This window comes from Microcoleus sp. MON2_D5, from assembly GCF_036701905.1.
GTDB lineage: Bacteria > Cyanobacteriota > Cyanobacteriia > Cyanobacteriales > Microcoleaceae > Microcoleus.
The window spans coordinates 1-13,946 of sequence record NZ_JAUBRM010000123.1; the positions used below are offsets into that span (position 1 = coordinate 1).

The 13,946-nt window shown below is 45.2% G+C and carries 7 protein-coding genes; 2 read left to right on the forward strand and 5 right to left on the reverse strand.

Annotated features, from left to right (window positions below):
- Positions 1 to 58: 58 nt before the first annotated feature.
- Positions 59 to 3,025 (reverse strand): protein DpdE, encoded by a 2,967-nt coding sequence (gene dpdE, locus QUA47_RS27810; RefSeq protein ID WP_333433154.1) that lies wholly within the window; start codon positions 3,023 to 3,025, stop codon positions 59 to 61.
- A gap of 293 nt (positions 3,026 to 3,318) precedes the next feature.
- Between dpdE and QUA47_RS27815 the strand changes: the two genes are divergently transcribed.
- Entirely contained in the window at positions 3,319 to 4,098 is a 780-nt protein-coding gene (locus tag QUA47_RS27815; protein ID WP_333433155.1) for an ABC transporter ATP-binding protein, read from the forward strand.
- Positions 4,099 to 4,185: 87 nt separating this feature from the next.
- On the opposite strand, the gene QUA47_RS27820 is transcribed toward QUA47_RS27815, so the two are convergent.
- A complete protein-coding gene (locus tag QUA47_RS27820; RefSeq protein ID WP_333433156.1) occupies positions 4,186 to 5,046 on the reverse strand; it encodes a PEP-CTERM sorting domain-containing protein in 861 nt (286 codons plus the stop codon).
- Positions 5,047 to 5,363: 317 nt separating this feature from the next.
- Between QUA47_RS27820 and QUA47_RS27825 the strand changes: the two genes are divergently transcribed.
- Positions 5,364 to 6,071: an ABC transporter ATP-binding protein gene (locus QUA47_RS27825; RefSeq protein ID WP_006631855.1), complete on the forward strand. Its 708-nt coding sequence runs from the start codon at positions 5,364 to 5,366 to the stop codon at positions 6,069 to 6,071.
- A gap of 64 nt (positions 6,072 to 6,135) precedes the next feature.
- Here QUA47_RS27825 and QUA47_RS27830 read toward each other — a convergent pair whose 3' ends face one another.
- The 3 genes from QUA47_RS27830 to QUA47_RS27840 all read right to left on the reverse strand — a co-directional run.
- A complete protein-coding gene (locus QUA47_RS27830; RefSeq protein WP_333433157.1) occupies positions 6,136 to 11,628 on the reverse strand; it encodes a response regulator in 5,493 nt (1,830 codons plus the stop codon).
- Positions 11,629 to 12,185: 557 nt separating this feature from the next.
- Positions 12,186 to 13,628: a hypothetical protein gene (locus QUA47_RS27835; RefSeq protein ID WP_333433158.1), complete on the reverse strand. Its 1,443-nt coding sequence runs from the start codon at positions 13,626 to 13,628 to the stop codon at positions 12,186 to 12,188.
- 24 nt (positions 13,629 to 13,652) lie between these two features.
- Positions 13,653 to 13,946 (reverse strand): hypothetical protein (locus tag QUA47_RS27840; RefSeq protein ID WP_333433159.1); only part of this gene is annotated, 294 nt, incomplete at its 5' end.

The following is a 13,946-nucleotide window of genomic DNA, read 5'->3' on the forward strand; positions in this document are numbered from 1 at the left end:
GCTAAATATAATCTTTTCAATTTTCCTAACTTGAAAAGATTTGATGCCTTTTCACAATTCATATAGGATTGCTATAGGGACGTTGCAGGATATTCAAAAGTGCTTCATCTTCAACAATGCTCATTGGTTCAGACCCAGCATCCATGAAAATTGTCTCTATAATTGGGGGAAGTAGCGCATCTGTACGTCGCTTTAGAGCCTTGTATTTGTTATTATCTATCCCAAAATCTGTTAAAACTTTTTGGGCTATCTCTAAATTGGCTTCGACTATATAATTAAAGCGAAAACCGAACCATTCCATCCCTTCCCCAGCATCCCAAGATTCATCGCATCGCCAGATTGCAAATGCTTGACCCCTGTCATCCCAATGGATATAAGATGCTAGTGCTTCCACAAATCCTTCCCCAATACGGTAGAGGTTGACACCAGGATATTGAGTTGATATTCTCCGGTTATAAGTACCAGAGGGTTGTGCATAAGCAGCAAAGCGAGTTTCCAGATCGTGGAGGGGAATTAGAGTGCGCCTAGTAGGTTGATAACGCCATACTTTTTCTAAATTGGGATCGTCAATTTGTTTGAAGTGCAGTGCTTGACATATCCAGTCTTCTGTTGCTCGTTTAATTTCCTGATGGCGAGCATCATAATCATCTAAAGTTTGAAAATATTGGGTAGCGTTTTCATCCTGGGCATCTATTTCATCTAAAGCGTTTTGTTCGCTAATTTTTACCTGTTCTTCAGCAATTTCTTGTTGGATAGTCCCTATCATTTCCAATAGTCCACTAGCACCAGATTGAAACAGAGTGGTTACCAGTGCTGGTAGTTTTTCATCTACATAAAACTGGAGACTGGCAATTGATTGATGAAAGATGCCGAAACCGTCTTTTAATAATTGATACCAAGCATCGTGAGGGCTATCCTCTAAGTCTGAGCCGGCGAATACTGTAAATTGAACATTTAAAGGGCGACCAATGCGATCGATCCTACCAATCCTTTGTTCTAAACGATTTGGCGACCAGGGAAGATCGAAATGAATCATCCAATCAACAAATTGAAAGTTCCGACCTTCTTCAGCCGAGGAATCGCAAACAAGGATAAAACAATTTTGGTCATTTTTGAAATGGTTGAGGCTTTTCTCAACATGAGAACGAGACAGTCCTAATTGATGGCTAGCTACAGATGCCTGACCAAAAGTCTCTGATAAGCACCGGAAAATTTCAGCGCCTGTTTGGGCAAAACTGGTGAAAATGACAATTTTAGGTAGGGGAGTTCCCGATATCGGTCTGCGAATTCGCTGTTGCACCTGTTCGAGCAATTTATGAAGGTTGCTGCGATAAGATTGAAGTTTAAAAGTCTCTGAAAGATGATACAGTATCACTATCTTTAGTAATTCGAGGCGAGTTCCTTCTTCTGAAGGTTGCTGAATAATTCTTAGTAAAGATTGCAAAATCTGTTCTTCCCCAGAAAATTTAGGGGTTTCTGTCAGAATGCGGATATTATCAGCACCAAATTCTTGAATCAAGGCAGAATGGGAGATGTCGCTTAAACGGGTTTCCAGCACTTGCGCTAAAATCCCTAACCAAGTCCCGCTAGCACGGAATAAAAGTAGAAAAATTTGCTGATATTGTTGTTGGTTAGGAGCGACTGTGCGCCATTCATCAATTAGTTCGTGAATTTCGGGCGATCGCTCATCTAACTCATACTCTACTTTTGGTGTGACATTTCGGGCAAAAATTACATCTTCCACCGCAGCGCGACGGTTGCGGAGCATTCGACGGTGTAACCGATAGGTGTCGCTGATGTGGGTGCGAATCGATCGCACAATTCGATCTCGATCGGCGGGGAGTGTTTCTGGAGAAAGCAAACAATTTTGTAATTCCTCTACGAGATTTAGCAGATATTTATCTTCAGCAAAAAGGGTTCGCAGTTGGTTGAGGTTAGTTTTAAGCACAAACGGATTTGCTTTCTCTTTAAATGAGAGTAAAACTCGACCAATTTGTTGGCGGTTTTTTACCCTCGCACGAAAACCTTCTAAATCATCAAGTTGGTAGGTGATCGGATCGAGTAGGTGCAGCATCGCCAGGAAATCTTGCTCGTGATTGAGAACTGGAGTGGCAGATAATAGAAGTAGGCGATCGCTTTTATGAGCGAGGTGTTTGCAAGTCTGGAAACGCCTGCGCTGTATCGAATCTGAAGAGGTCGCCATTGCTGCAATATGATGTGCTTCATCTAAAATCAGGAAGCCCAAATCGGCATTCGGGCTGACTCGATCGACATCCTCTACTGCAAGTACCTGGACACGATTGTCCAAGTCAGAGACATAGAATTTATGTTCTAATTCTTGAAGCCACTGTTCCCGCAGGTATTGCGGTACTAGCACCACTGCACGTCCCTGCGGTTCATCGAGGAGATACTGGCGAAGAATAGCACCTGCTTCGATCGTCTTTCCCAGTCCAACTTCATCAGCTAAGAGGTAACGTTGAATGGGGTCTTCGAGTACGCGGCGGACAACTTCAACTTGATGAGGATAAAGGTCAATATTGGCAGAAATCAGCCCTGTCATCCCGCGACTGACAGCGCGTTGTTGGATGAGACACTGGACAAAAGCTAAACGTCGATCGTGAAAGTAGGGCGTTTCCTGACCTTTCATCGCTAGAGTTTCGATGGGGTCATCGATGGGTAGGTTGCAACGAACGTAAATTTCCTGTTCAGCAACTAATGCTATCTTTTTATCGGGTAGATCGATTCGATACTGACCTTTGTCTTCGTCCCAGTCAAAAATTCGGCCAATTATCCATGTATCCTGGCTTTCTGACTGGATGTAGCATCGTGTTTGAGGCGGGAGTTGAACTCTATAAAGCGAAGTTAAGGGTAAGGTTTTTTCAAGGCGTTGCCCAATTGAGCAGAAGTATTCAACTGTTGCTGTAGAGTAGGATAGAGCGGTAACTTTTCCGATTCCTAAGTCGTTGTTTGGCGATTTTTCTGCGGAGACGCTTCGCGATCGCACCAGCAAACCAAGCTTCATCATAGTTCCGGCCTCAATACTACCCCTTACTAGAGTAGCCGATCCTCCTGGAACACTACCCGTGTAATTTAATTTTCCACCCTTTTTGTCCTTAAACTCAAGGGGAAACCTTAAACCGAAACGCAGTCATGAAGCTTAGCCCAAGACTTTCTGTAACGCATTCCGATGCCCAAATCTTTCGGTGTCGTAACCAGCATCCCACCACAGCCAAGCTGACGCACTTTAACCGAGCGGATTTGGTATTATATAGAATCCGGGCTATAACAACTTAACTAATATTAGGAAACACAACCCCAATGTCATTATTAGAAGCACAGCAACTTACCATGCGATTCGGCGGTTTGACGGCAGTCAACCAGGTTAGTTTAACATTGGAAAAAGGATCGATAGCCAGTTTAATAGGCCCCAACGGTGCGGGCAAAACTACTTTTTTTAATATGCTGACGGGTATCTACAAACCGAGTGGGGGACAGTTGGTACTTGAAAATAAAAATATCACGGGTTTGCCTCCGGATCACCTGACAACTTTCGGTATTGCTAGAACTTTTCAAAATATCCGTTTGTTTAACAACATGACTGTGCTGGATAATGTTTTAGTAGGCAGACACTGCCGATTAAAAACAGGTTTGTTGGGCGCAATCCTCCGCCCTCCGGCTGCGATGATTGAGGAACGCGAAGCTAAAATAAAAGCGCTGAATATGCTGGATTTTGTCGGTTTAGGTGCTTCTAAAGCGCCGGAGTTGGCAAAAAACCTTTCCTACGGCGACCAGCGGAGATTGGAAATTGCCAGGGCTTTGGCTTCCGATCCGAAAGTGTTGCTTTTGGACGAACCGACTGCAGGGATGAATCCGAACGAAACGGCTGATTTAACTCGCTTTATTTACCGGATTCGCGATGAGTTGAATTTGAGTATTTTGCTGATTGAACACGATATGAAGGTGGTGATGGGAATTAGCGATCGCGTTAGTGTGATGGAGTACGGTACTAAAATTGCTGAGGGAACTCCGGATCAAGTTCGCGCAGATCCTCGGGTAATTGAGGCATATTTGGGAAAAGAAGAAGAGGGCAATGGATAATACAGAATAACTAGATACCAGACTTCTTATTAAATAAGTCTGGTATCTAACAGCATAGTTGACCTAGTTAGATGTTTTGCGTCATTCCTAAACTTTTGATTTAACTTCAGACAATTGATTCTTAAGTTTTCGCCTCTTGGTGAGGAAACCGAAAAACATGGCAGTGCCTAATATAGTAGTAGGTTCTGGAACTGGTTCTGCTTGGGGAACTGGTTGCGCTTGTGCCCCTGCGATATTGTTCTTAACTTCTACTAATTTTAAATTAGTGGTGCTGTCAAAAGTCCGGGAATACACTCCGGAAGTATACAAGCTCAGGCTTGTTGTATTACCTTGAGCGAGAAAAGCAAAATTAATTTGTGTGGGATTAAAGTTTCCAGCGAGGTTGTATGACAAACTTAATTCCGGGGCTTTAAAAGAGTGCAAACCGATCCCAAATTGAAATGAGTCTAAAAGAATGTTAGAAACAGTGTCAATTAATGCAAAAGATATACTACCTGTGGCGCTAGCCCGTTCTGATTGGGGATTAGTAACAGATGTTAAAAGATGTAAAATAGTCTGAACAGTGAAGGAAAAAGTTTCTTTTGCCTTAATAGAGAAGTCACCGATCACTGCTGCTTGACTTTTGGCTAAACCGGAATAGTTATTCCCGGTGCCTATGACTCCACTTTGCGAGAGATTTGCTGCCAGCAATTCGTGACAGTTAGATATAAAAGCTGCATCAGCATTCGCTTTGCTAATAACAAAACCCCTGGTCGCTCTTGTCTCAGTGTTAGTGTTAGTGAATGTACCTGTCCCAGTCGGTCTGTGACTGAAGTCGTCAATGGTTACTTCTGCAGCAGAACCTGCGATTATTGCAGCACTGCTAGGGGCAATGCCTACAGTCAAGCCGGTTACTAAAGGAGTTGCTAATAAAAATGCGATCGCTCCGGTACTGTGATTGAATTTCATGGTAGATTTCCTTAAATTTGAAAAATTTTAAGTGCTGTTATTGGTAACTTGTAGCGGTTGGTTTCGCTTACGTATTAATACTACCTATTTACTTAGAGATTTTTGTAAAGCTACTGTCAAGAAATCTTGTGTTTAAGTAAAAATTCTGTAAAGTTGGTCGCCACAGCTACTAAAAATACATTGTATGGGAGCTAGGGCTGGTGTTGACCTAAGTAAAATTACTGATTACTATAAAAAAAGTTAATTTTAAATAAATGCAATAAAAATTTATAATTAGTCTGGATAATATAATAAAGCACAAAGCAGAAAGAGTAATTATGTTGGAAATTAAAGACATTCACACTTACTACGGAAATATCCACGCTCTCAAAGGAGTATCGCTAACAGTCTCGCAGGGAGAAGTTGTGACATTAATCGGCAGCAACGGGGCGGGGAAAACTACAACTCTCCGCACAATTCAAGGACTGCTGCGCCCGCGCCAAGGCACTGTATTATTTGAGGGAAAGCCTTTAGAAGCACTATCTACAGAGGCGATCGTCCGTTTGGGGATTTCTCAAAGTCCCGAAGGGCGGTTGATTTTTCCGCGAATGACGGTGCAAGAAAACCTAGAAATGGGTGCTTATCTCCGCAACGATACTCTCGGTATCAAGTCGGATATGGAAAAAGCATTAAATTTATTTCCTCGTTTGCGAGAAAGAATTAGTCAAAAAGGGGGAACTCTCAGCGGCGGCGAACAGCAAATGTTGGCGATCGCCCGGGCTTTGATGTCGCGCCCCCGCTTGTTATTATTGGACGAGCCGAGTATGGGATTGGCTCCGATGTTAGTCAGTCAAATTTTTGCGATCGTCCGCGATATTAATGCTGAAGGAACAACTATTTTACTGGTGGAACAAAACGCCCGCATGGCTTTAAGTGTAGCCCACCGCGGCTATGTCATCCAAACCGGTCAGGTTGTAGTCGCTGGTACTGCTAGTGATTTGCAGTCAAATGAAACTGTTCGCAAAGCCTATTTAGGTGAAAGTTAAATAGCTATTCTGGTAATCGGTAAGGGCAATTCCCCATTAGCAATTACCAATTACCAATTAGAAATTACCCTATTTGCGATCGCAACTTCCCCGTTTCCAATTCCGTCTCAAAAGCCGCCCGCACCTTTTCCCACTCCGCTTGGGCTTCCAACAGGCGATCGCGCGCCGTACTCACATCAAAAACCTGTTCCCCTCCAGACTCAACCGCCACGCGACCCATATACTCCAACTCCTTGCAAACAGCAGAAAAAGACACCGCTCCTAAATTGGCGCTGCTCGACTTCAGCGTGTGAGAAGCGAGCTTCAAACTATCAGCATCGCCGAGAAAAATAGCCTCCTTAATAGTTTCTAAATGTTGCGGTGCGTCTTCCAAATATATCTTAATCAGCTCCCCCAAAAAATCTGGGTCTTCATCATCGTCTAGCTCGCGGAGATTTTGCAAAATATGAAAATCAATCGGCGAACCGGCTCCCGGTTGAACGCTCGAAGATGCCCCAGTATCACTGTCAATGCGATCGGAAATATCTTGATTGTTTTGCTCAGTAACCGCATCCAATTCATCCCGATTCAGAGGTGAGCATTTGCTCAAGGCGATCGCCAACTCTTCCCGGCGCACGGGCTTAGTAATATAATCGTCCATACCTGCTTCCAGACACTTTTCGCGATCGCCCTGCATCGCATTAGCAGTCATCGCAATAATTCTCGGCTTCTTGTTAGCAGGCCATTCCTGACAAATGCGGCGCGTCGCTTCCAACCCATCCATGTTCGGCATCTGCACATCCATCAGCACAACATCGTAAGATTGCCGCTTCAGCGCCTCCAAAACCTCCAACCCATTAGCCGCAATATCAGCCCGATATCCTATCCTGTCGAGTAAATGCGTAGCGACTTTTTGATTCACCACATTGTCCTCGGCCAGCAAAATCCGAATCTGACTAGAATTAGCTGCATCCTGTCCGGCAGAATTGGTTCCAACCTGCCTCAAAACAGCAGGCGTCCGCTGCACGCGGTGCTGTTCTTGAGAATTTTCAAAATACTTCAATCCCGAAGTCAAAGTCGCCACATTTGAAACTTCTCCCCTGCCGCTTCGGCCAGTAACATATCCAAAAACTTGCAGCAACACATTATAAAACTGGGACTGTTTTAAAGGCTTAGTTAAAAAAGCAGAAAAATGTACTTCTGTAGTTTCAAGTTTTTTCCAAACTTCCGCCTTACTTAAATAAGTAAACAGCACCAAAGGTAGTGCTATTTTGCGAGTGTTTTTAACGAGGCCATTCGGATTTAGATTGTCGCCGCCAGACAAATTGCTCAGCTCAAATTTCCGAATCTCCACAGCCAAAGCCACACCGTCCATATCGGGTAGATTCATCGCCAAAATAGCTAAATCGAGCGGCGAGTTTCCTTTGATGATTTCCAAAGCCTCAGCACCCGAAGTTACAGCCACGGGTATCATTCCCCAAGACTCTGCCTGCCGGATCAAAACTTGCCGATTAATGGCATGATGCTCAACAATTAACAAGCGCTTACCAGCGGCAAATTCCGGCCTTTTTTCCTCAGCCCGGATGTCATTGGCTTCAGCAGTCACCGTGAAATAAAAAATCGAACCCGAACCCGATATCGACGGCGGAGTAAATTCTGCAGGCGACCTTCCAGCGATACTTTGTCCGATCGCAGAAACGGCCGGTTGAGACTTAGAACTTCCCGGAGTAACCTGGCTGACAACCCACATTGTACCCCCCATCATATCGCTCAAACGCTGGCTGATAGCCAGTCCTAAACCCGTCCCGCCGTAATGTCGCGTTGTCGAAGCATCCACCTGCGAAAAAGCTTTAAACAGGCGATCCATCCGGTCTGGCGGAATGCCAATTCCCGTATCTTGGACAGCAAATTGAATCTCGTATTGTCTGCTACGTGCCAACTCTCCCTGGTTAATTGCTAGCGGTCGCGGCTCTAGAATATTAATTTTATCTGGCGAACTGTTAGCAGCTACTTCTTCAATTTGCCTAGCCGTACAGCACACCACAATTTCTCCTGATTCTGTAAACTTAACTGCATTTCCTAGCAAATTTACCAAAATTTGGCGCAGCCTTGTGACATCTCCTAAAATGTTTTTCGGAACAGAATCATCAATAAAGTAAGCCAGCTCTAAACCTTTTTCTGAGGCTCTCGGAGCCAGTAATTCTAGAGATTCTTCTATACAGTTTTGCAGCTCGAAGGGGCTGCGTTCCAAATCCAATTTTCCAGATTCAATCTTAGAAAAGTCGAGAATATCGTTAATAATAGTCAGCAAAGCATCGCCGCTGGTACGAATTGTCTCCACAAAATCCCGCTGTTCAGGAGTTAGTTCCATATCCAGCAGCAAGCCCGTCATCCCGATTACTGCATTCATCGGAGTGCGGATTTCGTGACTCATAGTCGCTAAAAATTCGCTCTTAGCTCTATTAGCAACTTCCGCCGCTTGTCGTGCTTGATCCAAAGCTTCATTTTGCTCGGCTAACTGTCGCTGTCGCTGAACTTCCGTTTCTAAAAGTTGTGCTTGAGCTAAGGTAATGCCGACTTGAGCGGCCACATCTTCTAAGAGTTCAATTTCGTCCGGATTCCACTGGCGAGTTGCATCGCACTGGTGCAAAGTAATAATTCCATTCGGTTCTCCTTGATAGGAAGTGCGAACAGCCAACATAGATTTTAATCCGATGCGGCGGCACATCGGCCCCGAAGATTCCAGCAAAGGATCGGCAAACACATCGGGAGATGCCAGGGCTATATCCTCAGCGAGGAGTTTTTCGGTGTACGGGTTATAAGTGACAGAAAGTTCTAAATCTAAAGCCGATTCGTGACCGGGTTCTAAGTATTCCGCCACGCAAGGAAGGTGGGGATAAGGTTCGGAAAGATAGGTATGAATTGTACAGCGATTGACACCAAACACGCGGCCGATTTGGGTGGCGGTAGTCTGAAAAATTTCTTGAGTATCTAAGGTCGATCGCACTTTTTGAGTAATTTGTTTGAGTAGTAAAACGCGCTGGTACTGACGTTGCAAAGTTCGCTCTCGCTCTTCGCGGGCAATTTCTGCGCCGATGTAATTGCCCATCAACTTTAAAATTTCAAAATTCAGCGGTTTAAAAGGAGATTTAGTGGTGCGGGAAGTAAAGCTCAAAGTGCCAAAAACTCGCCCTTGGACTATTACCCTCGTCCCCACAAAAGCCTCCAACTTGCGGACGCTGTAAGCGGGGTGGTTGCGCCACTGAGTAGTGCCGGCTGATTCGACAGAAATAGGTTCGCTCGATCGCAAAACCTCTCGCTCAAAGGTTCTGCTCAAAGCAAAACCGTCTCCTTTAGCAAATCCAAAGGGAAAATCTTCCGGTACATAAGCCGCAATCACTTCGTAGCGATCGCCCAAAACCCTGCCCAACAGCCCGATATCCATTCCAAACTGACTACAGCCCATTGCCAGCAACCGGCTCGTTCGATCGTCAAAAGAGCCTTCCGAGGTCACCATTACCTCGTAGAGCGATCGAATTGCGCGCTCGCTTTCCCGCAGTTCCTCAACTCCTTCGAGGCGGTTGCAGACATCGTGTAAAGTCCCGAAAATTCCCGCTATTTCGCCTTGGGAATTCCGGCGGACTTGGGCAAATAGTTCCACGGAAACAAAGCCGGAATTACTGTGAATTCCCAAGGAGTTTTTACCCGAAACCGACTTGGACTTAAATCGCAGTTCTCGGCGTTCAAATTCCGACTTCCCCGACAGCAAAGACTCCAATAAATTTGTACATTGCTCGCGCTCCTCTGGATGCACCCACTCTAAAAAATTAGTTTCCAAACTTTCGGACACCGAAAAATTCGTAATCTCCGTCCAAGCGCGGTTGAGAAATTTCCAAACCCCCGCCGCATCTATGTGGAAAATTACTGTTGCTTTCAAAGAGTCAAATAGATGGAATTCTTCTCGATCGTACTCGCGGTTTTTGACTTCAAACTGCTTGTTTGGAGTAATATCTGTATGAGTTCCTACTACCCGCAGCGGTTTGCCGGTAGCGCTGCGTAAAACTTGACCTCGGTTCAGCACCCAGACAGTGCTGCCGTCTTTACAGTACATCCGATATTCTGCTGCAAAATCCGGTGTCTTTTCGGCGAAGTGTTCTTCTAAAGCTGCCTTTACCGAGTCAATATCATCTCGGTGGATGCGACTCCACCATTCGGATCGGCGATTCGAGATTTCCCCTTCTTGGTAGCCCAGCATTTCTTGCCACCGCGCCGAATAAAAAAACTCATCTGTTTCGAGATTCCAGTCCCAAATCCCCTGATTGTTGACTGCAGGGGGGAGATTTGGCCGGTCTACGAAACTGTGGTGAGAAATTTCAGCCACCTCGTGGCTATTTGCTGCTGTCCGCTGTATTTCTGCAGAGAGTTTTTTGTATTGAGCGTTGCTAGATTCTAGCTGGCGCTGCAAAGCGATCAAGCCAGAATGCAGAGATTTTGAATCAAGCGCTTGTAAAAGGATAGTTTTAGGATTGATAATCCCGATCGGGTGATTTGTTTCGTTAATGACTAATAAAGGCAACTGGCAGTAGTGTTTTTGCAGCAGCGCGACGGCTGCTTCGAGGGTAGAGTGCGATCGCACCAGCGGCGGGGAACTGCTGCAAATTGATCCCGCTTTAATTTTGTTAGAGTCTCTTCCCAGCGCCTGCAACTGCACAATATCCCGCGAACTTACCACCCCAACCAGTTTGTGAAGGTTGGGATTTGTAAATTTGGAATTGTGAGCCGCACCAGTCGAGTGTTGATCTGGGGTTTCAGTGATTAATACATAACTAACATTGTGTCTAAACATCAGTTGCGCCAAATAGCGAACCGAAGAATTAGAAGGAGCGTGAATTATTCGCGAGCCTGCTATTTGGGGGATTTGATAAAGTTTAATTAAACTTGCGGGTAGCTCTAATTTCTGATTCAGAATTGGCAGTGGCGGAGGGAATGCGAAAGCCGCAGGTGGCGAAGCGCTGCTAATTGCTTTTGGTGTAGATTCCCCAATTCCCTGCAACATTTGCACCAAGCTTTGAGAGCTAATTAAACCAACAAGTTCTTCAGCCTCGCTGACGATCGGCAAATGGCTGATCTGATTTTTCTCCAAGAGATTTGCTAAGGCAAAAAAGTCGGGAATTTCCGATTCTCGGGCTACAGTTACGGTTCGGATCATGATTTGCTCGATCGCAAATCCGCTCAAAGCAGCCCCGATCGAATTTAGCTGTACGACATCTCGCGCTGTAAAAATCCCCAGCACTGTCTGGCCGCCCGCATAGGGAGCTTTTGAGCCGTTGAGACCCAGCCCGTTGCCTCCTGCGTGTACCGCACGCGGTACGCCGTTGTAGAAACCCGACTGTTCCCGCGATTGTCGGGAAGTTCCGTTCATGAGATTTCCGAGTTGAAAATTCCCGCGCGGTTCTACCACGAGGACGTAACTGGCTCCTGTGCTACTCATCAGCTCGATCGCCTTTTCTATGGGCGTCTCAGGGGTGACGGTGAGGGGATTGCGGTTGATGACCTGACTGAGGGAGGGAATAAACATCAGGGGGCATAAAAGTGATATTTGTTGGAAAAACCCGATCGCAAGCAGCAGATTGATTGAGAGGCTTTGCCCGCGAGATTTCCAAGCGCGCTCAAAGTTTCTGTACGATTAAACTCACCCCTACTTCCAGCATCTTGGCATTTAAAATTAATTCCGTGCCATATCCTGATAATTGACGGCTTCTGACTTTCAGAACCAATGCTATCTGCCAGACGGCGGACACGAAGGCGGGCAGGCAATTCCTCGCCTAGCCTAACTGCTGCGGGTTTACGAGCAAGAATTTCTGGGATTGTCTAGACTGCACCCTACTTTCTGGCCCTCAACGGAACTCTCGCTCGGATTCTGTTTGAGGCAAGATACCTGCACGCTACCAATTTACCAGCGACAGGAGGGGAATCACAACAGGACGACTTAGGTATGGCAACTGTGCAATTAGGGGTTCGAGGGTTTGAGGGTTCGAGGGTTCGAGGGTTCGATGGCCAAATAGGCAGAAAATAAATAATTCTGAGCATAACTAATTCTATCTTATCTCAATTATGGCCCAGAGGATTTGAGCTTCAATTCTGGCTATCGAACTTGATGAGAATAGCGCTGTTCCCCGCCAGTGCAAAACTCGCATTTCCGCCCTTCAGCCTTAAGCTACCAACAACCTCATCCATTGTTTTAGAACTGAACTCTCGCACCGTGCCATTACCCGTTTTTATCAGCTCCGAAATATCAGCATTAACAGTGTAAGATGTTGCTCGGTCATTGACAACCAGCAAGTAAACATTCTTGCTAGCATCAAGAGTTGCAACTGCCATTAAATCCGAACTGTTAGTGATAGGAAAAAATGTAGTTTTTCCGCCCTGCAATGCCCTAATTCCCATCCGCAAAGCATAGTAGCTCGCGCGCCGTTTTCCCTCATCACCTAGCAAACCTTCCGCCAGTCCCTGCTTACCCCAGTCGTACAAACAGAATATGTGACTGCCGTAAATATAATTATCCCCCGGTTGGGAACCTCGAATCAAATTCTTAATCAAATTTAAAGCTAAAGATAAATCGCCGTAGCTAATTTCGTAAGTTCCCCATTCTCCTACCCAAAGCTGCGAGTTAGCGCGGACAGTACCGTTCATCCAGCCGCGCACTTTGCGGGTGTAGTTAGAAATATCTGCATCGTAGTTGTGGACATTGACTGTATCAAAATAATTCGGTATTTCCTGCAAAGCACTAGCGGGCCAATTGCTGCCTCCTACGGTTTTCGGGCCGTGGATGCGGTAAGTGCGCGAAGGCAAATAAGTTTGGTAAACAAAGTCGATCGCATCTTTTGCCACCTTAACCAATTCAAAATAGTCAGCCCTAGTCCCGCCCCAACCCTGATCGCGATTATCCGGTTCGTTGTGAATTTCCCAATCATCAACGCGGTAATCATTGCGAACATTCAGCCAATAAACCGTAGCAAAAACGTGTTCCCACCACTCATTCCAATCTTCTCCTGTGCGCGGCGGATTCAGTTGCAGCGCCCAACTAGGCCGCCAGCTATTATCAACATTACGAATACTGACAACCGGGCGAATATTTGCTTTTTTTAGAGTATTAAAAATCGTCCTGGCATTGCCTTGCCAAACAGTACCGGGTTGTCCCGACCACCAATAATCGCTACCCTGGGGCGGATTAGTCATAATCTGATCCCAGTGCGCCCAATTAATTATATTGGGATTTGTCTTAATTTCGTCAATAGACGGCCAACCGTATTGACTGTCGTCGTCTTCTGGTTCCCACCGGGACATCCCGCCGTAAATGCGGTAGGTATTAATTCCCAAATCTTGCAAATCTTTGATGTCGAAATTGATATTGCCTTCGACTGCACCGATGTAGCGAGTGCTAACACCCGCAGCAGTACCGGAAATTTTAATTGTTTCGATGTTTTGAGCAAAAGTTGTCGTTCCGATGAACAACTCTAGGCTGAGGCCTATTAAAATGCCTAGTAAAAAAATCAGAATTCTAGTTTTTGATAACACGTGATTATTAACTACTAATTCAGGTTATTTTAGGCCCGAGGTAAAGAGACCCATCGCTAATCTAACTTGACGGGCGATCGAGTTTGTTAGCTGTTGTAATAAAAAAGCATTAACTATACAAATTTCACTAATTAATACATAAAGTAAAATAGCACGACTAGCCGTCAAAAGTGAAGGTTCACCTCGCACAACCACAGGAAAATATTTGGGTATAACAATTAACCCTATAAATTGCGTTAAATATATAGCAATTCCATTTGAGATGTAAATATGAATTTCTATGGTAAAATAGGAAACTTTGATAATAAATGAAAGGGG